28 protein-coding genes are annotated in these 24,588 nt (G+C 72.2%); 10 read left to right on the top strand and 18 right to left on the bottom strand.

Translation table 11 applies throughout. The annotated features are described in order from the left end of the window. Window positions 1-60: 60 nt before the first annotated feature. The 5 genes from GEV10_00810 to GEV10_00790 all read left to right on the top strand — a co-directional run bounded on the left by GEV10_00810 (window position 61) and on the right by GEV10_00790 (window position 2,487). Window positions 61-246: a hypothetical protein gene (locus tag GEV10_00810; GenBank protein ID MQA77018.1), complete on the top strand. Its 186-nt coding sequence runs from the start codon at window positions 61-63 to the stop codon at window positions 244-246. Between the two features lie 110 nt (window positions 247-356). Then, window positions 357-1,178 carry an aminopeptidase gene (locus GEV10_00805; GenBank protein MQA77017.1) on the top strand — a complete coding sequence of 274 codons (822 nt, stop codon included), beginning with the start codon at window positions 357-359 and terminating at the stop codon, window positions 1,176-1,178. A 7-nt stretch (window positions 1,179-1,185) separates the two neighbouring features. Continuing rightward, window positions 1,186-1,926, top strand: coding sequence for a metal-dependent hydrolase (locus GEV10_00800; GenBank protein MQA77016.1), 741 nt, complete (start codon window positions 1,186-1,188; stop codon window positions 1,924-1,926). Then, window positions 1,927-2,277, top strand: coding sequence for a DUF3099 domain-containing protein (locus GEV10_00795; protein MQA77015.1), 351 nt, complete (start codon window positions 1,927-1,929; stop codon window positions 2,275-2,277). A gap of 3 nt (window positions 2,278-2,280) precedes the next feature. Continuing rightward, complete coding sequence (locus GEV10_00790; protein MQA77014.1) at window positions 2,281-2,487, top strand: hypothetical protein; 207 nt, start codon at window positions 2,281-2,283, stop codon at window positions 2,485-2,487. Here GEV10_00790 and GEV10_00785 read toward each other — a convergent pair. Genes GEV10_00785 through GEV10_00775 form a run of 3 tightly spaced genes read right to left on the bottom strand, consistent with a single transcriptional unit; the run spans window position 2,473 to window position 4,363 of the window. Further along, on the bottom strand, window positions 2,473-3,012 hold the full coding sequence (locus GEV10_00785; protein MQA77013.1) for an NTP transferase domain-containing protein: 540 nt from the start codon (window positions 3,010-3,012) through the stop codon (window positions 2,473-2,475). The two genes, GEV10_00790 and GEV10_00785, sit on opposite strands and share 15 nt — an antisense overlap. A gap of 58 nt (window positions 3,013-3,070) precedes the next feature. Continuing rightward, window positions 3,071-4,084 (bottom strand): GTP 3',8-cyclase MoaA, encoded by a 1,014-nt coding sequence (moaA, locus tag GEV10_00780; GenBank protein MQA77012.1) that lies wholly within the window; start codon window positions 4,082-4,084, stop codon window positions 3,071-3,073. A 9-nt stretch (window positions 4,085-4,093) separates the two neighbouring features. Next, complete coding sequence (locus GEV10_00775) at window positions 4,094-4,363, bottom strand: hypothetical protein (GenBank protein ID MQA77011.1); 270 nt, start codon at window positions 4,361-4,363, stop codon at window positions 4,094-4,096. Between the two features lie 132 nt (window positions 4,364-4,495). Between GEV10_00775 and GEV10_00770 the strand changes: the two genes are divergently transcribed. Together GEV10_00770 and fdhD are read left to right on the top strand one after the other, a co-directional pair. Continuing rightward, window positions 4,496-5,374 (top strand): diacylglycerol kinase, encoded by an 879-nt coding sequence (locus GEV10_00770; GenBank protein MQA77010.1) that lies wholly within the window; start codon window positions 4,496-4,498, stop codon window positions 5,372-5,374. Between the two features lie 45 nt (window positions 5,375-5,419). Further along, window positions 5,420-6,256 carry a formate dehydrogenase accessory sulfurtransferase FdhD gene (gene fdhD / locus GEV10_00765; GenBank protein ID MQA77009.1) on the top strand — a complete coding sequence of 279 codons (837 nt, stop codon included), beginning with the start codon at window positions 5,420-5,422 and terminating at the stop codon, window positions 6,254-6,256. Between the two features lie 8 nt (window positions 6,257-6,264). Here fdhD and GEV10_00760 read toward each other — a convergent pair whose 3' ends face one another. Beyond that, window positions 6,265-6,885, bottom strand: coding sequence for an acetyltransferase (locus GEV10_00760; protein MQA77008.1), 621 nt, complete (start codon window positions 6,883-6,885; stop codon window positions 6,265-6,267). A gap of 125 nt (window positions 6,886-7,010) precedes the next feature. Continuing rightward, a complete protein-coding gene (locus GEV10_00755) occupies window positions 7,011-7,385 on the bottom strand; it encodes a hypothetical protein (protein MQA77007.1) in 375 nt (124 codons plus the stop codon). Window positions 7,386-7,435: 50 nt separating this feature from the next. Between GEV10_00755 and GEV10_00750 the strand changes: the two genes are divergently transcribed. After that, window positions 7,436-9,244 (top strand): glycoside hydrolase family 15 protein, encoded by a 1,809-nt coding sequence (locus GEV10_00750; protein ID MQA77006.1) that lies wholly within the window; start codon window positions 7,436-7,438, stop codon window positions 9,242-9,244. An 8-nt stretch (window positions 9,245-9,252) separates the two neighbouring features. Here GEV10_00750 and GEV10_00745 read toward each other — a convergent pair whose 3' ends face one another. From GEV10_00745 to GEV10_00730, 4 genes are read right to left on the bottom strand one after another with little or no spacing between them, the layout of a single operon-like run. After that, window positions 9,253-10,125 (bottom strand): LD-carboxypeptidase, encoded by an 873-nt coding sequence (locus GEV10_00745; protein MQA77005.1) that lies wholly within the window; start codon window positions 10,123-10,125, stop codon window positions 9,253-9,255. Beyond that, window positions 10,106-10,897: an NAD-dependent deacetylase gene (locus GEV10_00740; GenBank protein MQA77004.1), complete on the bottom strand. Its 792-nt coding sequence runs from the start codon at window positions 10,895-10,897 to the stop codon at window positions 10,106-10,108. Before GEV10_00740 ends, GEV10_00745 begins: the two co-directional genes overlap by 20 nt. Beyond that, the gene (locus GEV10_00735; GenBank protein ID MQA77003.1) at window positions 10,866-11,411 is read right to left on the bottom strand and encodes a YbhB/YbcL family Raf kinase inhibitor-like protein; all 546 of its coding nucleotides are present in this window, start codon (window positions 11,409-11,411) and stop codon (window positions 10,866-10,868) included. Before GEV10_00735 ends, GEV10_00740 begins: the two co-directional genes overlap by 32 nt. A gap of 48 nt (window positions 11,412-11,459) precedes the next feature. After that, on the bottom strand, window positions 11,460-12,896 hold the full coding sequence (locus GEV10_00730; GenBank protein MQA77002.1) for a GuaB1 family IMP dehydrogenase-related protein: 1,437 nt from the start codon (window positions 12,894-12,896) through the stop codon (window positions 11,460-11,462). Window positions 12,897-12,931: 35 nt separating this feature from the next. On the opposite strand from GEV10_00730, the gene GEV10_00725 reads away from it, so the two are divergent. Together GEV10_00725 and GEV10_00720 are read left to right on the top strand one after the other, a co-directional pair. After that, window positions 12,932-13,693, top strand: a complete 762-nt coding sequence (locus GEV10_00725) for an SDR family oxidoreductase (GenBank protein ID MQA77001.1) — start codon at window positions 12,932-12,934, stop codon at window positions 13,691-13,693. Next, window positions 13,668-14,912, top strand: coding sequence for an MFS transporter (locus GEV10_00720; GenBank protein MQA77000.1), 1,245 nt, complete (start codon window positions 13,668-13,670; stop codon window positions 14,910-14,912). The genes GEV10_00725 and GEV10_00720 overlap by 26 nt, the downstream gene beginning before the upstream one ends. Here GEV10_00720 and GEV10_00715 read toward each other — a convergent pair. The 9 genes from GEV10_00715 to GEV10_00675 all read right to left on the bottom strand — a co-directional run bounded on the left by GEV10_00715 (window position 14,877) and on the right by GEV10_00675 (window position 24,582). Continuing rightward, the gene (locus GEV10_00715; protein ID MQA76999.1) at window positions 14,877-16,073 is read right to left on the bottom strand and encodes an acyl-CoA--6-aminopenicillanic acid acyltransferase; all 1,197 of its coding nucleotides are present in this window, start codon (window positions 16,071-16,073) and stop codon (window positions 14,877-14,879) included. The two genes, GEV10_00720 and GEV10_00715, sit on opposite strands and share 36 nt — an antisense overlap. Continuing rightward, window positions 16,070-17,125, bottom strand: a complete 1,056-nt coding sequence (locus tag GEV10_00710; GenBank protein ID MQA76998.1) for a hypothetical protein — start codon at window positions 17,123-17,125, stop codon at window positions 16,070-16,072. Before GEV10_00710 ends, GEV10_00715 begins: the two co-directional genes overlap by 4 nt. An 8-nt stretch (window positions 17,126-17,133) precedes the next feature. Further along, window positions 17,134-18,270, bottom strand: coding sequence for a diguanylate cyclase (locus GEV10_00705; protein ID MQA76997.1), 1,137 nt, complete (start codon window positions 18,268-18,270; stop codon window positions 17,134-17,136). Then, window positions 18,267-19,451: a diguanylate cyclase gene (locus GEV10_00700; protein MQA76996.1), complete on the bottom strand. Its 1,185-nt coding sequence runs from the start codon at window positions 19,449-19,451 to the stop codon at window positions 18,267-18,269. The genes GEV10_00705 and GEV10_00700 overlap by 4 nt, the downstream gene beginning before the upstream one ends. Window positions 19,452-19,505: 54 nt before the next feature. Next, the gene (locus GEV10_00695; GenBank protein MQA76995.1) at window positions 19,506-20,474 is read right to left on the bottom strand and encodes an ornithine cyclodeaminase family protein; all 969 of its coding nucleotides are present in this window, start codon (window positions 20,472-20,474) and stop codon (window positions 19,506-19,508) included. A 103-nt stretch (window positions 20,475-20,577) separates the two neighbouring features. Further along, window positions 20,578-21,597, bottom strand: a complete 1,020-nt coding sequence (locus tag GEV10_00690; protein ID MQA76994.1) for an ATP-binding cassette domain-containing protein — start codon at window positions 21,595-21,597, stop codon at window positions 20,578-20,580. Window positions 21,598-21,709: 112 nt separating this feature from the next. After that, entirely contained in the window at window positions 21,710-22,744 is a 1,035-nt protein-coding gene (locus GEV10_00685; protein ID MQA76993.1) for an ATP-binding cassette domain-containing protein, read from the bottom strand. A gap of 16 nt (window positions 22,745-22,760) precedes the next feature. Beyond that, window positions 22,761-23,645 carry an ABC transporter permease subunit gene (locus GEV10_00680; GenBank protein MQA76992.1) on the bottom strand — a complete coding sequence of 295 codons (885 nt, stop codon included), beginning with the start codon at window positions 23,643-23,645 and terminating at the stop codon, window positions 22,761-22,763. Next, complete coding sequence (locus GEV10_00675; protein MQA76991.1) at window positions 23,638-24,582, bottom strand: ABC transporter permease subunit; 945 nt, start codon at window positions 24,580-24,582, stop codon at window positions 23,638-23,640. Before GEV10_00675 ends, GEV10_00680 begins: the two co-directional genes overlap by 8 nt. Between the last annotated feature and the right edge of the window lie 6 nt (window positions 24,583-24,588).

The following is a 24,588-nucleotide window of genomic DNA, read 5'->3' as shown; positions in this document are numbered from 1 at the left end:
GGGACTATTCACCCACTGGCAACACGGTGCACTCCCCAGCGGCTCGACGACGGGAGCCGTGTGACGCGAGAGTGTCACGCACGGTTCTACGAGCGGCGGCGGGTGCAACTCCCGCCGCCGACTCACCACCGCTGGAAAGACGACGACAACAACCACTGGCGATTACACAACAACACCAACGGCACCAGCACCTGGACCAGCCCCACCAACCGCACCTACCTGCGACACCCCCACGACTACCGCTGACCCTGAGGAACCTCAACCGTGGCCCCGGTCTCTGCGACGACGTCTTCCGCCGACTCGTGCGCGTCGCCGCCACGGTAGCGTCGGTCGTCCCCGAGGTTCGAGGAGATTCCATGCGGGTGCTCGTGTCGGTCGACATGGAGGGCGTCGCCGGGGTCGTTGCGGGCGACGATGTGCGGCCCGGTCATGCCGAGTACGAGCGCAACCGTGGGTACATGACCGCCGAGGCCAGCGCCGCCGTGCGCGGTGTCCTGGCGTACGACGCCGACGCGACGGTCCTCGTCGCCGATTCGCACGCGGACTTCCGCAACCTGCTCCCCCACGAGCTCGATCGACGGTGCACGCTGCTGCGTGGCAAGCCCCGGGCGTACGGCATGCTCGCCGGGCTCGGCGATGATGTCGACGCCGTGCTGTTCGTCGGCTATCACGGCAGAGCGGGCACCGCGTGCTCCGTGCTCGCGCACACCGTGAGCGGGGCGTCCATCGCAGCGGTGCGGTGCGACGGCAGGGAGCTCGGGGAGACCGGGCTCAACGCCGCGCTGGCCGCGCATCACGGCGCCGCGCCCGTGCTCGTCGCCGGCGACGACACCGTGGCCAGGGAGGCGGAGGACGTCGTCCCCGGCATCCACGCCGTCACGGTGAAATGGGCACACGGCGGCACCGCCGCGGCCAACCTGCATCCCGACGAGGCCTGCGACCGGATCGAGGCGACCGTGCCGACGGCGCTCGCCGACCGTGCCAACGTGCGGCCGCCGCGGTTCGACGGGCCGGTCGACCTCGAGGTCGACCTCCACGGGCCCGGCATGACCGAGCGGGCGTTGCTGGTGCCCGGGGTGGAACGGCGCGGGCCGCGGACGCTCGGGTACACCGCACCCGACCTGCCGACAGCCCACGGGTTGGTGTCGCTGTTCGCGGTGCTGGCCACGGCCGGCTGACCGGCACGTGCGGGTCGTCACCTTCAACATCCACCACGGCGTCGGGCTCGACGGCGTCCTCGACCTCGGCCGCGTCGCCGACGTCCTCGCGAGCCACGAGGTCGACGTCGCCTGCCTGCAGGAGGTCGACGAGCACTTCTCCGCCCGCAGCGCGTGGGAGGACCAGGCCGGACTGCTCGCCGGGCTGCTGGGCATGGAGGTCGCGTTCGGCGCGAACCTCGACCTCGATCCCGAGCGGCCCGGGGAGCCCGTACGGCGGTACGGCAACGCGATCGTTTCAAGGCATCCGCTCGATGAGGTCGCCCACGTCACGCTGCCCAGGGCCGACACCGACGAGCCGCGTGGCCTGCTCAGCGCCCGCGTACGGTTGGGCGGGACCTCCGTACGGTGTCACGTGACGCATCTGGAGCAGTCCTCGGCGCGGGAGCGCCTGCGCCAGGCCGCGGCCGTCGCCGACGCCGTCGGCGCACAGGCAGGATCCGCGATCATCACCGGCGACCTCAACGCCGTGGCCGGCGCCGACGAGCTCGCCGCGTTCCGCGAACGCTTCGTCGACGCCTGGGACGCCGCCGGCGGTTCGGGCGCCGGCCACACCTTCCGCACGGATCGTCCCGATCGCAGGATCGACTACGTCTGGCACACGTCCGACCTGGTCACGAGGCATGCCGAGGTGCTCGCGTCCCCGGCGTCGGACCATCTGCCGCTCCTCGTCGACATCGCCGTCCCAGGCGAGAACGGCGCGGACTAGATTGGAGGGGTGAGGATCCCAGGGCGCCGACGCGACGAGACCGTGTACACGGTCACCGACGCGGCCAGATCGTACTCCGAGGACATCGACGCGCGGCGCAGGAAGTACATGTTCTGGATGGCCGTGCGCACGGCGTGCTTCGTGCTCGCAATCGTCCTCCTCCTCGTGCTCGACGGGCAGGCCAGGGTCATCGCGTTCTTCGCCGTCGCGCTCCCCGCGATCTTCCTGCCGATCGTCACGGTCGTCTTCGCCAACGCCGGCCGCGAGCCCGCCGGGGAGCGGTTCGCCACGTACGACCCCAACGCACGTGAGCTCCCCACCGGCGCGCACTCGAACGGCACCGAGCCCTGAGCGATGAGCGAGGCCGACGCCACCCCGATCTGCTCTGCCAAGGGCTGCCGCGAGCCGGCGGTCTGGGAGCTCAGGTGGAACAACCCGCGCATCCACGAGTCGGAGCGGCGTAAGACCTGGCTCGCCTGTGACGACCACCGCGAGCACCTCTCGGATTTCCTCGGCCGCCGCGGCATGCTCCGCGAGGTCGAGCCGTTAGGGAGTGCCTGACCCGGCGGCGAGCAGGCGTTCGGCCCTGGCGAGCTCCTCCGGGGTGTCGCAGTCGAGCCACGGCCGCGGACGTCCCGCGGCGAACACCCCGAGCGGACGCGGCCGCAATGGGCGCAGCAGGCCGTGCAGCGAGTCGCCGGTGTAGCCCTCGAGCGCTGTCGCGAGGGCGTCGACGCGCCAAACGCCCGCCAGCCACTGCTCCCTGCCCCGGTCGTCGACCAGCACCCCGCCGGTCGACGGCGTGTGGGCGAGCAGGCCGAGCAGGTCGACGTCGTGGGCGCGCAGGAACGGCAGGTCGCCCGCGAGGAGTGCCACCCGGCCGGACCGTACGGCCGGGAAGCCCGCGCGCAGGCCGGCGACGGGGCCGCCTCCTGGCGGGTCCTCACGGGCCCACGTGACGGGGCGGTTCACCGTGGTCTCCGGGCCGACCACCACCACCCGCGCCGCGTGCGCGCAGGCGTCGAGCACCAGGTCGAGCAGCCGCCGGCCACCGACCTCACGCAGCACCTTCGCGTCGTCGGCCATCCGACTGCCACGCCCACCGGCGAGGACGATGGCGTCGTACACCGGGGGATCCCGGCCGTCAGCCGCCGATGGCGGACATCGGGCGGTCGGGCTGGAGGAAGCCGGGGTCGTCGATCCCGTGACCCGGCTTCTTCACCCACATCGCCTGCCGCCACCGCTCGGCGAGCACCTCGTCGCTCGCACCGGCACGCATCGCCCCGCGCAGGTCGGACTCCTCCCGCGCGAACAGGCAGTTGCGCACCTGGCCGTCGGCGGTCAGGCGTACGCGGTCGCACGCTCCGCAGAACGGCCTCGTGACCGACGCGATCACGCCGACCCTGTCGGGTCCGCCGTCGACGAGGAAGCGTTCGGCCGGCGCGCTGCCACGGTCGTCGGCCGGGTCGGGCGCCAGGGTGAAGCGCGTGCCGAGCAGCTCGTGGATCTCGTCGGCGGTGATCATCGTGTCGCGCTGCCAGCCGTGCTGTGCGTCGAGCGGCATCTGTTCGATGAACCGCAGCTCGTAGCCGCGGTCGAGGCAGTACGCCAGCAGGTCGCCGGCCTCGTCGTCGTTGATCCCCCGCATCAGCACGGCATTGACCTTCACCGGCGCGAGGCCGGCCCGCGCGGCTGCCTCGAGTCCACCGAGCACGTCGGCGAGACGCCGCCGCCTCGCGAGCTGCTCGAACGTCTCGTCGCGCAGCGTGTCGAGGGAGACGTTGACCCGGTCGAGACCGGCGGCGTGCAGCGCGTCGGCGACGCGTTCGAGACCGATGCCGTTGGTGGTGAGCGAGACCTCGGGCCGAGGGGTCAGCGCGGTCGTCTTCGCGACGATGTCGACGATCCCGCGGCGCAGCAGCGGCTCACCACCGGTGAACCTGACCTCCCTGACACCGAGCAGCCGCACCGCCACGTCGACGAGACGCACGATCTCGTCGTCGGTGAGCAGGTGCGGCTTGGGCAGCCAGTCGAGCCCCTCCGCCGGCATGCAGTAGGTGCAGCGCAGGTTGCAGCGGTCGGTCAGCGATACGCGCAGGTCGGTGGCGATCCGGCCGTAGGTGTCGGCCAGTTCGCCCCCCTGCGCAGGTCCGCTCATCTCCTCAGGCTACCGCTTCGTCGCCTCCAGTGCGCCGCGCGTGAGGCTCGCCACTCGTGCCAGGTTGAGGCTCCAGCCCACCCCGAACGCGTGCGGCGTGAACACGGCGTCGCTGTCCGGGTTCCACATTGCGGCACGGAGACGCTCCGCGGTCACCGGCCACCGGAGGTCGTAAGGGACGAGCCCGCCGACCCGTCCGGTCCAGGTGCGGTCACCGGCCGGCTTGTTCAGCTCCTGGGCCACGGCGGCGACCGTCAGCGCGAACACGGTCACGCCCAGGAGCCGGCGTGCCCGGTGCTTCTTCTGCTTCCTCTCGTCCTGCGTCTTCGCCATCGCTGCTTCCTCTCCCCACGGTTGGTGCAGTAAGGGTAGGACCCGGGGGCGGCATGCCTTCACTCGTATGCTTCGTCCGTGGCCGGACCCCCGAGCGCCGTGGTCGTCAACCCCTCGAAGGTCGACGACGCCAAGGATCTGCGGTCGCGGGTCCGGTCGACGCTCGCGGACGCGGGGTGGCCGGAACCGAGCTGGTGGGAGACCACCCCCGACGACCCAGGTGCCGGTCAGGCGGCGAAGGCCGTCCGCGACGGGGCCGAGGTCGTCTTCGCCTGCGGCGGCGACGGCACGGTGCAGTCCTGCCTGAGCGCGCTCGCGGGAAGCCGGGCCGCCCTGGCGATCGTGCCCGTGGGTACCGGCAACCTGCTCGCCACCAACCTCGGGATCCCGACCGACACGGTCCGGGCCGTCCGCGTCGCGACGCAGGGCGGACGCCGGCGAATCGACGTCGGCCGCACCGACGACATGTGCTTCGCCGTGGCCGCCGGCATCGGCTTCGACGCCGAGGTGCTCGACGCGCCGGAGCCGCTCAAGCGGGCGCTCGGCTGGCCGGCGTACGTCGTGTCCGCCGTGCGGCACCTACACGACCCGCACTTCGTCGTGGAGATCCGCCTCGACGACGCACCACCGTCGCGACAGCGTGCCAGGTCGGTCATGGTCGCGAACGTCGCCGACCTGCGCGGCAGGCTGACCGTCGCCCCCGACGCCAGCGACGACGACGGCGCGCTCGACGTCGTCGTCGTCGCGCCACGGCGGCCCCGCGACTGGGTCAGCGTGGTCTACCGGACGCTCCGGCGCCGACCACACCCGCAGGTGCAGCGGTACAAGGCGGGTGAGGTCGACATCCGGGTGCTCGACCGCGCGGCCTCCCGCCAGGTCGACGGCAACACTCTCGAGCCCGGTGACCGCCTGCACGTGGTCCTCGACCGCCGCGCCCTCGAGGTCTGCGTCCCGTAGGGCGCCACGCCTGCAATTCCGCGCGAAGCGTGCGACGCTTGACAGATGGGACGCGTGACCGACCGCAGACGCGTGGTCCGCATCGAGGCCGACCGGATCACCAGGCGGCCCGACACGCTCGTGACCGAGGAACCGCTCGAGATCCGGGTGGGCGGCAGCCCGGTGACGGTGACCATGCGCACCCCGGGCGACGACTTCGACCTCGTGGCCGGCTTCCTCACCACCGAGGGCGTGGTCACCAAGCCGAGCGAGCTGCTCGGGCTCCGCTACTGCCTCGGTAAGGACGACGAGGGCCGCCACACCTACAACGTCGTCGACGCCACGCTGTCCGAGGGCACCGCCGCGCCCAGCCTCGACGTCACGCGCAACTTCTACACCACCAGCTCCTGTGGCATCTGCGGCAAGGCCAGCCTCGACGCCGTGCGCGTCGCGCAGCCGTACGACGTGTCGACCGACCCGCTCCACCCGAGTGTGGCGACCGTCGTCGCGCTGCCGGACCGGCTGCGCGAGGCGCAACGGGTGTTCGACCGCACCGGCGGACTCCACGCCGCCGCCCTGTTCACCGCCGACGGCGAGCTGCGCTGCCTGCGCGAGGACGTCGGCCGGCACAACGCCGTCGACAAGGTCGTCGGCTGGGCCCTGCGCGAGGAACGCCTGCCGCTCACCGGTCACATCCTCATGGTGAGCGGCCGCGCGTCGTTCGAGCTGGTGCAGAAGGCACTGCTCGCCGGGCTGCCGATGATGGTCGCGGTGTCCGCGCCCTCCACCCTCGCCGTCGACCTGGCGGCCGACGCGGGCATGACGCTCGTCGGGTTCCTGCGCGGCGACACCATGAACGTCTACGCCGGCGCCGAACGCCTCGACGGCGTCGAGGCGTCCTGACCCGGCCATTACTCGTACTTCGCGCAGAACTCCTCGGCGTCCAGCGTGCGGAACGCGGGCAGCGCCTCGGCCAGGCGCTCACGGTCCCAGTCCCACCACGCCAGCGCCTGGAGCCGGTCGGCCACGCTCTCGCTGACGCGGCGACGGATCGGGCGCGCGGGCGAGCCGGCCACCACGACGTAGGGCGGTACGTCGTGCGTCACCACAGCGCCGGCGCCCACGACCGCGCCGGTCGCCACCGTCACGCCCGGCAGCAGCACGGCTCCATGACCGATCCACACGTCGTGCCCGATCACGACACGGTGCGAGCGGCGCCAGCCGAAGAACTCCGCGTCGTCGCTCCCGCCGAGGCCGTAGTCGACGGTGCGGTAGGTGAAGTGATGCTGCGTCGCCCGCCAGGTGGGATGGTTGGCGGCGTTGATCCGCGTGTACGCGGCGATCGAGCAGAACCTGCCGATCTCGACGCACCAGGTCATGCCGCCCTGCATGATGTACGAGTAGTCACCGAGGACCGTGTCGGACAGCGACGCGTAGGCACCGACCTCGACATATTCGCCGAGCCGGCAGTCGCGCACATCCGCGGTCGGGTCGACCAGCGGATCACGACCGAGCCTCGGAGCCTGCAGCATGCGGCGTCACCTCGTCACGACGGATCGGAAGATCTACCGGACGCTAGTGACCGAGGCGCTCTCCCTCGTGACCCCGAGCTTGCGACGCGCGGACGCGCGGGTGAACAGCAGACCCGACCGGGCCGCTAGCCCGTCGTCAGGTCGTTGAGTTCGATGCCGACGACCCCGTCGAACTTCTTCAGGCACTTGCTCAACGTGGCGATGTCGCCCTCGTCGGCCTTGTCGACGCGGTAGCTCACGTTGCTCAGGCGCGCCGACTTGGCCTTGTCGTCCCCCATCGGTACCGGCTTCACCAGCGGCGGCGCGGCGCAGGCCAGCTGGACGCGCTCCCGCTCGGCGTACGAGACGGTGCCGTCGAAGTGGACGACCGCGTAGCGCTGGCCGAGCATGCTGAACCCGCTCGATACGCTCGTGATCACGGCGAGCGCCACCAGGACGACCATCGACGCGATCACGAGGACCACGACACGCCGAGGATCGGGAGAATGTCGCACTGGCACGGCCCCAGCCTACGGTTCGGTGATCGACGACGTCGCGGCAGGAGGTCCTGATGGCCCTACCGATCGAGGACTACGCGCTGATCGGGGACATGCAGAGCGGTGCCCTGGTCGGACGCGACGGGTCCGTCGACTGGCTGTGCCTGCCCAGGTTCGACTCGGCCGCGTGCTTCGCCGCGCTGCTCGGCACCGAGGAGAACGGCCGGTGGCTGCTCGCCCCCTCGGCCGGCGGCCGAGCGACCCGGTGGCGCTACCGCCCCGACACGCTGGTCCTCGAGACCGAGTGGGAGACGCCGGAGGGCGTCGCCAGGGTGATCGACTTCATGCCCAACCGCGACGCCGCGCCCGACGTCGTCCGCATCGTCGAGGGCGTCTCCGGCCGGGTGTCGATGTCCTGTGACCTGCGGCTGCGCTTCGACTACGGGCACGTCGTGCCGTGGGTACGCCACGTCGACAGCCAGATCGTCGGCATCGCAGGCCCCGACTCCGTCTGGTTGCGCACGCCGGTCCGCACGCACGGCGAGGGGTTCCGTACCGTCGCGGACTTCGAGGTCTCCGCCGGCGACCGGATCCCGTTCGTCCTCACCTGGCACCCGTCGCACGAACCCTCACCCGACCCTGTCGACCACGAGGCGGCCCTCGCCGACACCGAGCGGTACTGGCTCGACTGGACGGGCCGGTGCACGTACACGGGCAGGTATCGCGACGCGGTCATCCGGTCGCTGATCACGCTGAAGGCGCTCACGTACCAGCCGACGGGCGGCATGGTCGCCGCCGCCACGACGTCGCTGCCGGAGACGATCGGCGGCGAGCGCAACTGGGACTACCGGTTCTGCTGGCTGCGCGACGCCACCGTGACGCTCGAGGCGCTGATGCGCGGCGGCTACACCGAGGAGGCGTCGGCGTGGCGCGACTGGCTGCTCCGGGCGATCGCCGGCAGCCCGGAGGACATCCAGATCATGTACGGCGTCGCGGGTGAGCGCCGGCTGACCGAGCTCGAGGCCGACTGGCTCCCCGGCTACGAGGACTCCCGTCCCGTCCGCATCGGCAACGCCGCGGCCGAGCAGGTGCAGCACGACGTGTTCGGCGAGGTGATGGACGCGCTGCACCTCGGGCGGATGAACGGCCTGTCGCTCGACCAGTACGCCTGGGCGATCCAGCGTTCCCTGGTGAGCTACATCGGCGACCACTGGCGCGAGCCCGACCAGGGGCTGTGGGAGATGCGCGGCGACCCGCAGCACTTCGTGCACTCGAAGGTGATGACCTGGGTCGCCCTCGACCGCGCGATCAAGACGATCGAGGAGACGCCGCTCGGCGGGCCACTCGACCAGTGGCGGGCGCTGCGCGACGAGATCCACGCCGAGGTCTGCGCCAAGGGGTGGAACGACGAGAAGCGCAGCTTCACGCAGTACTACGGCTCCGACGCGCTCGACGCGGCGCTGCTCCTCATCCCGCAGGTCGGCTTCCTGCCGCCGGACGACGAACGCGTCGTCGGGACGATCGAGGCGATCCAGCGGGAGCTGTCGGTCGACGGCTTCGTCGCGCGCTACTCCACGAGCCACACCGAGAACATCGACGGGCTGGGCGGCGAGGAGGGCGCCTTCCTCATGTGCAGCTTCTGGCTCGCCGACGACCTCCAGCTCATCGGCCGTACCGAGGAGGCCAGGCAGCTGTTCGAGCGCCTGCTCGAGGTGCGCAACGACCTCGGCCTGATGGCGGAGGAGTACGACGTGCGACACGGCCGCCTCGTCGGCAACTTCCCGCAGGCGTTCAGCCACGTGCCGCTGGTCCGCACCGCCTACAACCTGTCCGAGCACGACATGACGCACCGCTCCTTCCGTCACCGCCCGACCGCCGACTGACGCGTTCGTCAGGCGAAACTCAGCACGCGGTCGCCCGCGTCGAGGACGGCGTCGACGCCCAGGGGCACCGTCAGTTGCGTCGGTCCGTGGCCGACGTCGACGCCCGCGAGCACCGGCACGCCGAGCGGGAGCAGCCGCTCGGCCAGCGTCTCCTCGACGCCGTCGCCGCATGCGATGAAACCGCCGAGGACGACACCGGTCACGCCATCGAACCAGCCCACCTGGAGCAGCTGGGTGAGCATCCGGTCGACCCGGTACGGCTGCTCGCCGACGTCCTCGAGGAGCGCGATCGCGTCCTGCGCCGTAGGTCCGGCGTACGGGGTACCGAGCGCAGCGCAGAGCAGCGACAGGTTGCCGCCGACGACCGGACCGCGCGCCTCACCCGGCCGCAGCGTGTCGGTACCCGTGAGGTCGAGCCGGCCGCCGAACCACGCCGCCCGCAACGACGCGAGCGAGGCGGCGTCGGGCTCGCCTGCGGTGAGGACGTCGCCGGCCGGCATCGGGCCGAACGACGTCGCGACGCCGAGGCGGGCGGCGAACGCGCCGTGCAACGCCGTGACGTCGCTCGACCCGTGCAGCAGCTTCGGACCCGCGCCGGCCAGCGCCGGCCAGTCGAGCAGCGGCAGCAGGCGGGTCGAGCCGTAACCGCCGCGCGCGCAGATCACCGCCCGCACGCCCGGGTCGCACCACGCGCGCTGCAGGTCGGCAGCACGGTCCTCGTCGCGTCCGGCCAGGTACCGGTCGCGGTCTCGCACATGCGCGCCGAGCAGGACGTCGAGGCCGAATGACCGCAGCAGCGCGCACCCGGCCTCGATGCGGCCGGGTGGCACCGGGCCGCTCGGTGCGACGACCGCGACCCGGTCACCGGGTCTGAGGAGCATCGCCGACGAGTCGTGGGAGGACGTCGCTGATCGGGTCGTGGAGCACGGCGTCGGCGAGCCGGTCGTACGGGGTGGGCTCGGCGTTGACGACCACGAGCCGCGCGGACGAGCCCATGGCCACGTCGCAGAGTCCCGCGGCCGGATGGACCGACAGCGAGCTGCCGACGGCGAGGAACACCTCACCCGCGGCGGACACCTCGAACGCCCGGCGCCAGACGTCCTGGTCGAGCTCCTGGCCGAACGAGATCGTCGCGGACTTCAGCATGCCGCCGCACGTCTCGCACGGGGGGTCGTCCTCCCCCGCCTCGACGCGGTCGAGCACCTGGCGCATCGGCAGCCGGGCGTGGCAGTCGAGACACTCCACCTCGTGCAGGGTGCCGTGCACCTCGATCACGCGGTCGTGGCTGTTGCCCGCCGCTTGGTGCAGGCCGTCGATGTTCTGCGTGACCACCGCCGTCAGCCGGCCGGAGCGCTCCAGATCGACGAGCGCACGGTGACCGGCGTTGGGGCGCGCCGCCCACGCCGAGTGGCGCAGCCGGCCCTGCCAGGCGCGCCGCCGCACGTCGGGGTCGGAGACGTACGCCTGCAGCGTCGACAGCTCCTGCGCCGCGGGGTCCTGCTTCCACACGCCCTGCGGCCCGCGGAAGTCGGGGATGCCGGAGTCGGTGGAGATCCCGGCGCCGGTCAGGACGGTCACCGTGCGGGCGTCGGCCAGCCAGCCGGCGGCCGCCCGCTCGGCCTCAGTGTCCGAAGACGGGGACGACGAAGCCACGGGCGAGTGTCTTGAAGTGCATCGTGAAGCCGACGACCGCCGGCGTCGCGTCGGAGTCGAGGCCGAGGCTGTCGGCGTCGAGCGCGTGGACGGTGAACACGTAGCGGTGCGGCGGGTCGCCGACGGGCGGCGCGGCCCCGCCGAACTCCTTGGTGCCGAAGTCGCTGCGGGCGTGCACGGCGCCCGCGGGCAGGCCGCTCATGTCGCCGCTGCCCGCGCCTGCCGGCAGCTCCGTCACGCCGGCGGGGATGTCGAACAGCACCCAGTGCCAGAAGCCGCTGCCCGTCGGCGCGTCCGGGTCGTAGCACGTCACCGCGTAGCTCCGCGTCTCCGCCGGTGCGCCAGACCAGGCGAGGTGCGGGGAGCGGTTCTGTCCCGTCATGCCCATGCCGTCGAACAGCTGTGCGTCCGGCAGGGTCTCGCCGTCGACGACGTCGTCGCTGCGTACCTCGATCGTGGGAACCTTCGGGAACCACTCGTACGGCAGCTTCGCGCGCCCCTGGTAGTCCGCCATGCTCTCCTCCATCCGGTGCTGTGCCGTGTCCTTGCTACCAGCTCGCGACTACCAGCTGGTGAACAGGGGCCGACCCTCGTCGTATCCTGCCGCGCTCTGCACGCCGACGACCGCCTGCGCGTGCAGCTCGTCGAGCGAGCGTGCGCCCGCGTAGGTGCAGGCGCTACGGAGCCCGGCGACGATGCCGTCGACGAGGTCCTCGACGCCCGGGCGTTCGGGGTCGAGGTACATCCGCGCCGTCGAGATGCCCTCCTCGAACAGTCCCTTGCGCGCTCGCTCGAACGCGGTCTCTTCTGCGGTGCGGCCGCGGACGGCACGCGCCGACGCCATGCCGAAGCTCTCCTTGTACGTGCGGCCGTCGACCGACGCGTGGAAGTCACCGGGCGACTCGTGCGTGCCGGCGAACCACGAGCCGATCATGACGTTGGACGCCCCAGCCGCGAGCGCGAGCGCGATGTCGCGCGGATGGCGGACGCCGCCGTCGGCCCACACGTGCCTGCCGAGACGCCGCGCCTCCTCCGCGCACTCGAGCACGGCGGAGAATTGCGGCCTGCCCACGCCCGTGCGCATCCGCGTGGTGCACATCGCGCCCGGCCCGACGCCGACCTTGACGATGTCGGCGCCCGCGTCGACGAGGTCGCGTACGCCCTGTGCCGTCACGACGTTGCCCGCGGCCACCGGCACCGCCGGGCCGGCCTTGCGGACGGCGGCGAGGGCCTCGAGCATCTTCTCCTGGTGGCCGTGGGCGGTGTCGACGACCAGGCAGTCGACGCCGGCCTCGAGCAACGCCCGCGCCCTGGCGGCGACGTCGCCGCCCACCCCCATCGCGGCCGCGACCCGCAGCCGCCCCCCGCCGTCGAGCGCCGGGCGGTACAGCGCGCTGCGCAACGCGCCGATGCGCGTCAGCAGGCCGACGAGCCGGCCCGACCCGTCCACCACGGGTGCCAGGCGGTGCCGCGCGGCGTGCAGGGTGTCGAACGCCTGCGCGGGCTCGATGCCGGTCGGCACCGTGACGGGGTCGGCGGACATCACCTCGCTCAGCTGCGTGAACCTGTCGACGTTGGCGCAGTCGGCCTGCGTGACGACGCCGACCGGCCGCCCGTCGTCGACCACGACGAGGGCTCCGTGCGCGCGCTTGGGCAGGAGTGCGAGGGCGTCACTCGCCGTGCTGTGCGGGTCGAGCGTCACCGGCGTCTCGTAGACGGGGTGCCGCTCCTTGACCCACGACACGACCTCGGCGACGACGTCGACCGGGATGTCCTGCGGGATCACGGCGATGCCGCCACGCCTGGCCACGGTCTCGGCCATCCGGCGGCCCGACACCGCGGTCATGTTCGCCACGACCACCGGGATCGTGGCGCCCGTACCGTCGGCGGTCGCCAGGTCGACGTCGTAGCGCGAGCCGACAGACGACCGGTTCGGCACCATGAACACGTCGTCGTAGGTGAGCTCGTGGCTCGGCTGGGTGTCGTTGAGGAATCGCACGATCAAGGAATCCTAACGTCTGTCAGGATGAGCCCATGGATCTTGGACTCGCGGGACGCGTGTACGTGGTGACGGGTGGCACGAAGGGTCTCGGCCGGGCGACCGCCGAGGCGCTCGCGGCGGACGGCGCCCGGGTGGTGGTCTCGTCGCGTGACGAGTCGAACGTGCGGGACGCCGTCGCCGGACTCGGCGGTCCAGAGCACGCGGCCGGACTGGCGGTCGACAACGCCGAGCCCGACGCGGCCAGGCGGCTCGTCGACACCGCGTTCGACATCTTCGGCCGGCTCGACGGGCTCCTCGTCAGCGTCGGCGGACCGCCGGGCGGTCCCGCCACCGGCGCGACCGACGAGCAGTGGCGGCAGGCGTTCGAGTCGGTGTTCCTCGGCGCGGTACGCCTCGCCAGGACCGCGGCGGAGCGGCTCTCCGACGGTGGCGCGATCGCGTTCGTGCTGTCGACGTCGGTGCGCTCGCCGATCCCGAACCTCGCGATCTCCAACGGCCTGCGGCCCGGCCTCGCCGTGCTGGCCAAGACCCTCGCCGACGAGCTCGGCCCGCGGGGCATCAGGGTCAACAGCGTCATGCCCGGCCGCATCGACACCGCGCGCGCACGCGAGCTCGACGCCGCCACCGGTGACCCCGAGGGCGCGCGCGAGAAGCTGTCGGCGACCATCCCCCTGCGGCGGTACGGCGACCCCGACGAGTTCGGCCGGGTCGCCGCCTTCCTGCTGTCGCCCGCCGCGTCGTACGTCAGCGGCACCGTCGTGGCGGTCGATGGTGGCCAGCTCAGAACCCTCTGACATCCGACCCCGCCGCCGCATCCGCCTGCTCGACAGCTACGCGGGGCTGCTGAGCGAGCCCGCGGTCCGTGGGTTCGTCGCCTTCGGGCTGCTGGGCCGCATGGCGATCTCGATGCTGTCGCTCGGCATCATCCTGATGGTCTCCGGACTCACCGGGTCGTACGGCACGGCCGGCCTCATCTCGGGCATCTCGGTGCTCGCCGGCGCCATCGGGCAACCCATGCTCGGCCGGCTCGCCGACCGTCAGGGCCAGGGCCGGGTCATCGCGTTCTCGATCCCGCTGCACTGCGTGGGGCTGGTGCTGCTCGTCGCCTTCGCGGTGGGCTCCATGCCCACGTGGGTGCTCGCGGCGGCGGCCGTGCTCACCGGCGGCGCGTACCCGCCGATCGGCTCGTTCGTCCGGGCGCGGTGGGCGGAGCGGCTCGGCGGGTCGAAGCGGCTGACGGCCGCGTACGCGCTGGAGTCGGTCGTCGACGAGCTCATCTTCGTCACCGGACCGGTCCTGGTGACGCTGCTCGCGACCAGGGTGCACGCCACCGCCGGGCTGGCCGCCGCGTTCCTCGTGACGGTGGTGGGCGGCATCGGCTTCGCGCGCCAGCGCGGCACGGAACCGTCGAGGCAGCACCCGGGCGGCAAGCGGTCGTTCGTCCTCCGCCAGCCGGCCGTCCTGTTCGTCACGCTCTGCACGCTGGCCACCGGCGTGGCGTTCGGCGCCCTCGACGTCGCCGTCGTCGCGTTCACCGCCGCGGAGGGCGTCCCGTGGGCGGCGGGTCTCGTGCTCGCGCTGTTCGCCGCCGGCAGCGCGGTCGGCGGGCTGACCTTCGGCGCGATCCCCTGGCGCGTCGACCCGCTCACCCGCCTCGCGGGTTCCGGCACGCTGCTCGGGGTGGTGTTCCTGCCGCTGGCGTTCCTGCCCTCGATCGGCTGGCTCGTCGGCTTCGCGTTCCTCAGCGGGATCGCCATCGCGCCGCTGATCGTGTCGGGCACGACGCTCGTCCAGCACCGGGTGCGCAAGGACGGTCTCACGGAGTCGCTCACCTGGGTGACCACGGGAATCCTCGTCGGTGTCGCCGTGGGCAGCTGGGTCTGCGGCCGCGTGGCCGACGCGACCGACGGGATGGGCGGCTTCCTCGTCGTCACCCCGGCCGCCTGCGCCGCCACCGCCGTCGTCTGGCTCGCCTGGCTACGCCTGCGCCGCGACCGGAACGGCGCGGGCTGACGAGGTGAGGATCTCGGGGTCGCCGCCGGACAGGTGGTAGCGAGTGAAGGTCGGGTCGACGGCGGGGAGCCTGGCCACGTCGAGGTAGCCCTCGGCCGCGTTGAAGACGACCGTGGCGGCGGTCGCCGACATGCCGGTGCCGACGGCGGCGCGGCGCGGCGGGCGGCAGATGGAGAACGGGGTGGCGAACTCGTCGAGGAAGACATCCCTGAAGCCCTCGAACGTGATGGCCGGCAGCTGCCTGCGCAGCAGCCGTTCCATCCGGTTGCCGCGGTACGTCGAGCACGGGGTCGCGGCGAGGCCGGAGTCGTTGGTCGCTCCGGTGTCGCGCAGCTTGCACAGGGCCGCGACCGACTCCCAGTGGTTGGCGTGGGTGAGGACGCCGTCGCGCTCGTACAGCAGGAAGCTCTCGTCGGGCGCGCACTCCACGTTGATGATCTCGCCACCGGCGTGGGAGAGCATCATGTTGTTCGATCCGGACTTGCGCGTCGCGTACACGACGCTGATCGCCAGGGCGTAGTGCTCGGTCGACAGCGCCGCGCGCCTGATCATCGGCAGCGGCACGCCGACGTCGACGTAGTCGCGGTCGGACTGCAGGTGGTTGCCGGTGATCGCGACCCCGGCCGCGTTGAACCCCGACCGCGCGAGCTGGCCCGCCTCGGTGAAGCACAGGATGTCGGGGCCGTCGTTCCTGCGGATCCGCAGGACGAGCGCGTGCTCGCTGTGCGCCGGTGAGGTGTCCCAGTTCTGCCCGTGGAACACCTGACCCGTCGCGGACACCTCGGGCAGGATCGCGGCCGCCGTGCACTCGTCGCCCGCGACGTCGTCGCGGCGCCCGTTCGTCTCGCCGCCGCGCTCGGCCATCGTGATCAGCTCGCGCCTGGCGTTGATGACGACGACCTCCTCGAGCGGCACGCCCGAGCCCTCCGCGATGCCGCGGATCTCGTCCGCCTGGTCGACGTCGAACCGCTCGATCGCCGTCAGGAAGTCGTCCGCCATGGTCCGTACGACGCCCGGCGCGAGGTCGAGCCGCGCGAGCGAGCCGTGGTACAGCTCGGACGCCCGGGCGATCCGGTCGGCGGCCTGGCTGCCGTACGACCGTCCACGTTCCCTCGCGGGGCCGGAGACCTCGATCAGCGGGAAGGCCGGCTCGGTGCTCACGGACGCGTCATCTCCTTCTGTGGTGTGGTCGACTCGGACAGGTAGTCGCGGATGCGCCGCGCGACGTCGGGTCGCGCATGCATCGGCTCGCCGTGCGCGTCGAGCTCGATCGGGATCGGGTTCACGGCGACGGCGTCGTCGTCGAGCACCACCTCGAACACCGCGGACTCGAACCACGGCCCGCCGCGCAGCACCGGCTTCAGCGCCGGCGTGATCCGCCGGTCCACCGCGGGCAGCGCCTCGGTGTCGTGGAACGCGAAGTTGCCCGTCGAGTACAGGATCACCCCGACCCCGTGGAACTCGACCGGCTGCAGCGCGTGGGCGTGGTGGCCGATGACGACGCGCGCGCCCGCGTCGACCAGCCTGCGGCCGAGCGGCTGCTGGTACTCCGCGAGCGGCCCCTGGTTGGCGGGCAGGAAGCACCACGGCACGCCCCAGTGCAGGGCGACCACCACGACGTCGCAGTCACGCGCGGTACGGGCGACCGCGTCCTCCGCACGGAGGACGTCGGTCTCCTGCGCCCAGGTGTGCACGGTCGGCGGCGAGCCCGGCTGCTCGTCGAGCCGTACGCCGTCGAACTCGTAACTCTGGCCGACACGGATCGGCGCGAGTCCGGGACGCTGCGACGTGGCTCGCGCACCCGGCGGCAGCACCGAGCAGAAGTTGAGGAACCCGACGCGCTCCCCGCTGCGGGCGTCGACGTACACCGGAGCGACCGCCGCGTCGATGTCCTCGCCCGCGCCCGCGAACGGCATGCCGTGCGAGCGCAGCAGCGCCATCGTGCTGCGCAGCCCGTCGACGCCGTAGTCGAGCGCGTGGTTGGTCGCGATCGACCAGGCGTCGACGCCCAGCCGTGCGTACTCGGCGATCGTCGTGGGATCGGCGCGCAGCACGCTCACCTTCTCGGCCGGGTGGCCGGAGTCCGTGAGCGTCACCTCCAGGTTGGCGAAGCTCACGTCGGCGTCGGCCAGCAGGCCGAGCGCGCTGTCGGCGCCGGTAGGCCCGGCGAGCGGATGGGTGAGGACCGTGTCACCGGCGGCTCTGATGCGCATCGTGGCCCCTAGCGCAGGATCTGCTCAAGGACGCGGAGCGCGTTGGCGCCGAGCACGGCGAGGATGTCGTCGTCCGCCCAGCCGCGGTCGACCAGCCCCGCGGTGATGTTCCAGCACGCCTCGGTGGGGTTCTCGACACCGTCGGCGAAGGAGACCCGTTCCTGAGCAACGTCGCCGGTGGGCGCGTTACCGCCGGTGCTCGCCGCGCGGATCGCGTGCAGCTCGTGGTGCCTGCCGTACATCACGTCGGGTCCGAGTGCGACGTTCGTGACACCAGCGAGCTCCGCCAGGTGGTCGATGTGGTCGAGCACCGCGTCGAGGTCGTGGCGTTCCCGCTTCGGGCTGCAGGTCGTGTTGGGCGCCGCCTCGACGCCGATCAGCCCGCCGGCGTCGACCAGCGCCCGGATGACGTCGTCGGGCTTCATCCGGGCCGTCGGCCAGAGCCCGCGTGCGCCCGCGTGGCTGACGAGCACCGGCACCTCGGAGACCTCGATCGCGTCGAGCGTCGTCCGGTCGCCGGCGTGCGCGAGGTCGACCACCATGCCGAGCGCGTTCATCTCCTTGACGAACGCCCGACCCTGGCTCGTCAGCCCCTCGTCCGTCGCCGAGCTGAGGCCCGCGCCGAGGACGTTGCCGTCGCTGTAGATCAGGCCGCCAACGCGCACGCCGAGGCCGTAGAGGAACTCGACGCTGGACAGGTCGTGCGCGAACCAGGTCATCGACTCCAGGCCGAGCACGATCCCGAGCGACCCCTCCCTGTCGAGGTCGCTGAACGCGTCGACGACGTGGAAGCCGTCACGCCCCACGACGTCGCCACGAACCCGCGCCATGATCTGCATGACCTCGTCCGCGGAGTGCCAGGAGTTGGTGCAGCTCACGACCGCGCGCATCCCGGACTCGGCGAGCCCGTCGTATGCGAGCTCCATCCGCCGGCCGGCACGCCAGCGCGCCCACGTCTCGTTGTTGAGTGGCACGGGGTAGCGGAACGGGTGGTCGTGCAGCGAGATCGCCGGTGCCTGCGCCATGAGCCTGCGCAGCCGCTCGTCGCCACGGTCGACGCCGGCGGTGTACGCCGATACGACGAGCGTGTCGTCGGCGAGGTCGACCGCCGGGGAGTAGTCGAGCAGATGGTCGTACGCCTTCACAGTACTGCCTCCATCACACGTCGTGCGTTGCCACCGAGTACGGCGAGGACGTCGTCGTCCGACCAGCCCGCGTCGACCAGCCACGACGCCACGTTGACGAAGCACTCCCGCGGGTTCTCGACGCCGTCGACGTGCTCGACGAGGCCACCGGACTCGCGCCCTGAGTGCTTGCCCCACTGCTTGTCGCCGTCACCGCGACCGAGCGCGTGGATGCCGGCATGGTGGCCGAACATGGTGTCGGGACCGAGCCCGACGTGATTGATGCCCATCAGCTCCACCGCGTACGTCAGGTGGTCGACGAACGACGCGATCGAGTGCTCCGGATGGTCGCCGCTGCGGGTGGTGTTCGGCGCCGCGGACACCCCGAGCACGCCGCCCTTGTCGGCGAGCGCGCGCAGGACGCCGTCCGGCTTCATCCGCGGCGTGGGCCACAACGCACGCGCGCCCGCGTGACTGATCACCACGGGCCCGTCGCTGGCCTCGATGGTGTCGAGGCTGGTGCGGTCGCCGACGTGGCCGAGGTCGACGATGATGCCGAGCCGGCCGGCCAGGTCGACGAAGGCGCGACCCTGCGCGGTCAGTCCCTCGTCGCCGTCTCCCGCCGCGAGCCCCTGGCCGAACGCGTTGCCGTCGTTGTAGCAGAGCCCGGCCATCCGCACGCCGAGGCCGTACAGCTCCTCCCACGCGTCGAGGTCGTCGGCGAACGCCGTCGCCGACTCCAGCGACCCGTAGAGCGCAACACCGTCCGCTCCCCCGGTGCCGCGCGTGCGGTCGAGGTCGCCGGCGCTCTCCCCCGTGAAGAAGCCGTCGTGGTGCGCGATGTCGGCGCGCGTCCTGGCGAGGAACGCCCGTACGTCCGCAGCGGGTGCGAACGACCAGGCGTTGCAGAACACCGCCGACATCCCGCTCGCGGCGAGCCCGCGGAACCCGAGGTACGCGCGCGCCGACTCGCGGAACGCGCGCCAGGTCTCCGCCGTCAGCGGATCCGGCAGCCGGGTGGGGTGCTCGTGCAACGAGACCGCCGGCGCGCTCGCCAGGAGCTTCTCCGCACGGGACCTCGTCGCCTCACCGACGTCCTCGCCGTACCGCGACACCGTGACGAGGTCGTCCGCGAGCCCGATGCCGGCGCCGCCGTCGGCGAGGTACGGATAGTTGCCGGCCGGCTCCGCGACGTCTGCCATGTGTCGTTCCTTTCGCACCCGCGTCGCGGGCGGCTCGGTGTCGGGACAGGTGGATCAGGACAGGTCGATCCGGGTGCCGAGGCCGCGCTCGCGCGCCTCGGCGAGCGCGAACGCGGCGGCGGTGACGTCGAAGATGCCGATGCCGAGGGACTCGAAGAGGGTCAGGTCGGTCTCGGCCGAGACGGGCAGCGGTCCGCGCGTGCCGGCGACCACCTCGCCGAGCTCGGGCAGCTGTCGCCAGTCGAGGCGTCCCGACTCCACGTGCGCGAGCAGGTCACCCGCCTCCAGGCGCGCCTGGTCGCGGGAGTCGACGACGACCGCGGACCTGCGGACGAGTGCCGGGTCGATCTCGACCCGGGTGAGGCTGTTGGAGCCCGCCGCGTTGACGTGCGTGCCGGGGGCGACGTGGCCGGAGTCGAGCACCGGGACGGCGGACGTGGTGGCCGTGCACACGACGTCGGCGCCGTCGCATGCCGGGGCCGTGTCGTAGACCGCGCTGACGGCGCACCCGTGTCCGCGCAGCCGGTCGGCGAGCTCGGCAGCACAACGTTCCCTGTTCTCCGGCGTGCGGCTCGCCACCCTGATCTCGGCCAGCCCCGGGTTGTCCGACGCGAGCGCGAGCGCCTGGGTCACGGCCTGCTGTCCCGAACCGACCAGCCCGAGCACGGTGGTGTCACCGTGCAGGTGGCGCGTCGCCACGGCGGACGCGACGCCGGTGCGCAGCGCGCCGAGCTCCCGTGCCGCGACGACCGCCTCGAGGTCGCCCGTCGTGTCGCCGTACAGCAGGACGATGTGGTCGCGGCCGCCGCCGCGCGCGCCGTACGCCTTCACCCCCACGTAGCCGGCAACGGCGTCGGCTCCCGCGAGGACGTTGAGACCCGCGCCCCCGCTCGACACCCTGACCCGCGGGTGGTGCTGCACGCCGGCGCGGTGCCAGTCGCCCAGGGCGCGCTCCATCGCCGCATGCAGGCCCTCGTACGTGACGACCGCCGTGACGTCGTCCTCGGTCAGCAACAGAGTCACGAGCCGTCCTCCAAAATGAGCATCGCAGCGGACCGGAGCGCCAGGAGTGACCGCGCACCCACGGAGCGAGGAGCGGAGTGGCGGAGGGCGGCGGGAAGCACGGTCATCGGGCTCCGTTCACCTCCGCGTCCGCGAGCGGCAATGGGTAGTGGCACGCGACGAGTCGGCCGGTGTCGCCGAGCTCGTCGAGTGCCGGACGGTCGGTGTCGCACAGCTCCTCGCGGCGGGCCGGGCAGCGCGGGTGGAACGGGCAGCCGGACGGGATCGCCCGCGGGTCGGGGACGTCGCCGCTCGCCTCGAACCGCTCGGTACGGCCCTGCCCCGGCACGGCGTCGAGCAGCGCACGGGTGTACGGGTGCCGCGGGTTCTCGAAGACCTCGCCGGCGTCGCCCACCTCGACGAACCGACCGAGGTACATCACGGCGACCCGGTCGGCGATCTGCCGCACCACGCCGAGGTCATGGGTGATGAACAGGTACGCGAGCCGGTGGTCGCGCTGCAGGTCGGCGAGCAGGTTGAGCACCTGCGCCTGGACGGACACGTCGAGCGCGGACACCGCCTCGTCGCAGACGACCACGGTCGGGTCGACGATGATCGCGCGGGCGATGCCGAGGCGCTGCCGCTGCCCGCCGGAGAACGACTGCGGGTACCTGTCGAGGTCGATGTCGCGCAGCCCGACCTTGTCGAGCACGTCCTTCACGCGCGCCAACCGCTCCTTGGCGGGCATCGACCTGTGGTGGATGTGCAGGGGCTCCGCGACCAGCTGACCGACCCGCATCCGGTTGTTCAGCGACGCGTACGGGTCCTGGAACACGACCTGGAGCTCGCGCCGCACCCCGCTGAGCTGCCGCTGCGAGAGCGTCGCGAGGTCGCGGCCGAGGAACTCGACCTTGCCGCCGGTCGGCGGGTCGAGCTGCAGGACGGCGTTGGCGACGCTGCTCTTGCCGCAGCCCGACTCGCCGACGACCGCGAGCGTCTCGCCGCGCCGCAGCTCGAACGAGACGCCGGCGACCGCGCGGACACCCTGCCTGCCGAGGCCGCCGATCCCCCGCGGCCGGTACGTCTTCTCCAGGTCGGTGACCCGCAGCACCGTCTCGCTCGCCACTTGCGTCCCTGCGCTCATCGGCCCACGCGCCCGCTTCGTCGCTCGCCTCCGGCAGGCGCCGCGACAATGCCCTGCTCAGTCCGACATGCGTCGCGACCCCTACCTGCGGCTCGTTCCTCAGCTCCTGCGCTCATCGGCCCACCTCCGGCAGCTCGTGGACGTGGTGGCAGGCGGCATGGTGTCCCTCGCCGAGCACCTGCCGCTCGGGGTCGTCGGTGCGGCAGACGTCCGTCGCGTACGGGCACCGCGGATGGAAGGCGCAGCCGTCCGGGTAGCGTCCCGCGAGCGGCGGTGTGCCGGGGATCGTCCGCAACCTGTCCTGCCGCTGCGCGACCGACGGCACCGACGCGACCAGCCCGCGGGTGTACGGATGCCGGCCTCCGGTCATGACCTCGCGGCCGCCGTCCTCCGCGATCCTGCCCGCGTACATGACGTACACCCGCGTGGCGAAGTCGGAGACCAGACCGAGGTCGTGGCTGATGAACACCACGCCCATCCGCCGCTCCTCCTGCAGGTCGCGCAGCAGGTTGACGATCTCCGCCTGCACGGTGACGTCGAGGGCGGTGGTGGGCTCGTCGGCGATCAGCAGCTCCGGCTCGAGCGCGAGCGCCATTGCCACGACGATCCGCTGCTGCATGCCGCCGGAGAACTCGTGCGGATAGCTCCGCAGCCGCGACGCCGCGTCGGGGATGCGTACCGCGTCGAGCAGGCGCACCGACTCGGTCCGCGCCTGCGCCTTGTTCATGCCCCTGTTGCGGCGCAGGACCTCGGAGAGCAGCGTGCCCACCTTGAACACCGGGTTGAGCGACGTGAACGGGTTCTGGAACACCATCGCGACGGGACGCTTGACCCGCTTGCCACCCACGCGGCTCGGCGGCGGCAGCTCCGCGCCCTTCAGCGTCATGCGCGACGACCGGACGGACGTGGTGCGCGGGTCGAGGATGCCCATGACCGCTCTGCCGGTGACTGACTTGCCCGAGCCCGACTCCCCCACGACGCCGACGGCCTCACCGATGTCGACGTCGAGGTCGACGCCGCGCACCGCGTGGACGGCACCCGGTCCCTTACCGAAGGTCACGTGCAGGTCGGCGACGCTGAGCAGCGTGCCGGGCGCGGCTCGGCCGGTGGCCGTGGCCGCCGGGTCGTTCGCCGTCGGGACGCTCATTGGCCCACGCGCCCGCTCATCGCGTCGCGCCTTCGGGATCGACCGCGTCGCGCAGCGCGTCGCCGAAGAGGTTGACCGCGAGCACGACCACGCTGATGACCAGGCTCGGGATGACCACCTGCAGCGGGTTCGCGCTGAGGTGCTCCAGGCCGTCGGCGATCATGTTCCCCCACGTCGGCGTCGGGGGCTGCACGCCGAGGCCGAGGAAGCTCAGGGACGCCTCGTACAGCACGGCGTGCGCGAAGACGAACGTCGCCTGCACGAGCGCGGGGCCGAGGACGTACGGCGCGATGTGCCTGACGAGGATCCGCACCGGTCCGGCTCCCGCCGCCCGCGCCGACCGGACATGCAGTCGCTGCCGGACGGCGATGGTCGAGCCGCGCACCATGCGCAGCATGACCGGGACGTACACGAGCACCAGCGCGATCGCGACCTTGACGACGCCGGCGCCGAGCACCGCGACGATCGAGATCGCGATCAGGATGCCGGGCAACGCGAGGAGGGCGTCGGTGCAGCGTCCGATCACGGCGTCGACCCAGCCGCCGAAGAACCCGGAGATCAGGCCGAGCGCCATGCCGAGGACGAACGTGACGGCGGTGACGAGCAGGCCGACGCTCATCGACACCCGCGCGCCGTACACGATCCGGGTGAACGTGTCCCTGGAGTACATGTCGGTGCCGAGCCAGTGCGTGCCGTTCGGCGCCTCGAGCGCACCGCCGCTCGGGTCGACGGGACCGTACGGCGTGACGAGTGGTGCGAGGACGGCGGCGATCGCGATGACCGCGAGCACGCCCGCGCCGAGCCACCCCGTCACCCCGAACCCGCGCCGGCGCCTGCGATCCGTGACGACCGGCACTTCGGCGGCAGCCGTCATCGTGCCGAGTGTCTGTGTCTCAGCCATGGCGCACCCTCGGGTCGACGGCGGCGTACAGCAGGTCGACGATCAGGTTGACGATGATGTACGTCGCCGCGATCAGCAGCACGGTCGTCTGGATCACCGGATAGTCGCGCCTGGTGATCGAGTTGATGACCAGGGTGCCCACGCCCGGCAGGCTGAAGACCCGTTCTGTCACGACGGTGCCGCCGAGGAGCGCGCCGAACGTGACGCCGGTGATCGTGAGGATCGGGATCATGGCGTTCTTCAGCGCATGCCGGTAGCGCACGCTCGTCTCGCGGAGCATCGCCGCCCGGGCGGTCATGATGTAGTCCTGCGACATCACGTCCAGCGTCGCCGCTCTGCCGACCCGTGCGACGTTGGCGGCGAACAGCAGGCCGAGGCTGATCGACGGCAGCACGAAGTACTTCAGCGACTCCAGCGGGTACTCGCCGAACGACCGGTAGCCCGACGGCGGCAGCCACCGCAGCTGCACGGAGAAGACGAGGATGAGCGCGATGCCGAGCACGAAGCTCGGCACCGAAATGCCGACCAGGCTGCCGACGAGGATGCTTCGGTCGCGTACCCGGCCCTTGTTCATGGCCGAGCTGATCGCGGCGGGGACGCCGAGGACCAGCGTCACGATCGTGGCGCCGATCGCGAGCGTCATGGTGACGGGCAGGGAGGTGACCAGCATGTCCTTGACCGACTTGCCCGTGACGTACGACGTGCCGAGGTCGCCGACGAACAGGCCCCCGAGCCAACCGAAGAACTGCTCCACGAGCGGCCGGTCGAGACCGAGGCGCCGCCGGGCGTCCTCGATCTCGGCCAGCGTCGCCTCCGAGCCGACCACGGCCTGCACGGGGTCACCCGGCAGGGCGTGGATCAGCAGGAACACGGCGACCGAGACGAGCGCGAGGATCGGGATCGTCTGGAGCAGCCGACGCACCGTGTAGAGGACCATCGGGTC

Source organism: Streptosporangiales bacterium (genome assembly GCA_009379955.1).
Classification (GTDB): Bacteria; Actinomycetota; Actinomycetes; order Streptosporangiales; family WHST01; genus WHST01.
The sequence above is the reverse complement of the archived record's forward strand: the minus strand, read 5'-3'. Positions and strand labels throughout refer to the sequence as shown.

Coding starts and splice junctions, on each gene's coding strand:
- GEV10_00805 (MQA77017.1), top strand. CDS start 357: ATGCGGGTGCTCGTGTCGGTCGACATGGAGGGCGTCGCCGGGGTCGTT.
- GEV10_00790 (MQA77014.1), top strand. CDS start 2,281: ATGAGCGAGGCCGACGCCACCCCGATCTGCTCTGCCAAGGGCTGCCGC.
- GEV10_00785 (MQA77013.1), bottom strand. CDS start 3,012: ATGGCCGACGACGCGAAGGTGCTGCGTGAGGTCGGTGGCCGGCGGCTG.
- moaA (MQA77012.1), bottom strand. CDS start 4,084: ATGAGCGGACCTGCGCAGGGGGGCGAACTGGCCGACACCTACGGCCGG.
- fdhD (MQA77009.1), top strand. CDS start 5,420: ATGGGACGCGTGACCGACCGCAGACGCGTGGTCCGCATCGAGGCCGAC.
- GEV10_00760 (MQA77008.1), bottom strand. CDS start 6,885: ATGCTGCAGGCTCCGAGGCTCGGTCGTGATCCGCTGGTCGACCCGACC.
- GEV10_00750 (MQA77006.1), top strand. CDS start 7,436: ATGGCCCTACCGATCGAGGACTACGCGCTGATCGGGGACATGCAGAGC.
- GEV10_00745 (MQA77005.1), bottom strand. CDS start 10,125: ATGCTCCTCAGACCCGGTGACCGGGTCGCGGTCGTCGCACCGAGCGGC.
- GEV10_00735 (MQA77003.1), bottom strand. CDS start 11,411: ATGGCGGACTACCAGGGGCGCGCGAAGCTGCCGTACGAGTGGTTCCCG.
- GEV10_00725 (MQA77001.1), top strand. CDS start 12,932: ATGGATCTTGGACTCGCGGGACGCGTGTACGTGGTGACGGGTGGCACG.
- GEV10_00720 (MQA77000.1), top strand. CDS start 13,668: ATGGTGGCCAGCTCAGAACCCTCTGACATCCGACCCCGCCGCCGCATC.
- GEV10_00710 (MQA76998.1), bottom strand. CDS start 17,125: ATGCGCATCAGAGCCGCCGGTGACACGGTCCTCACCCATCCGCTCGCC.
- GEV10_00700 (MQA76996.1), bottom strand. CDS start 19,451: ATGGCAGACGTCGCGGAGCCGGCCGGCAACTATCCGTACCTCGCCGAC.
- GEV10_00690 (MQA76994.1), bottom strand. CDS start 21,597: ATGAGCGCAGGGACGCAAGTGGCGAGCGAGACGGTGCTGCGGGTCACC.
- GEV10_00685 (MQA76993.1), bottom strand. CDS start 22,744: ATGAGCGTCCCGACGGCGAACGACCCGGCGGCCACGGCCACCGGCCGA.
- GEV10_00680 (MQA76992.1), bottom strand. CDS start 23,645: ATGGCTGAGACACAGACACTCGGCACGATGACGGCTGCCGCCGAAGTG.
- GEV10_00675 (MQA76991.1), bottom strand. CDS start 24,582: ATGGTCCTCTACACGGTGCGTCGGCTGCTCCAGACGATCCCGATCCTC.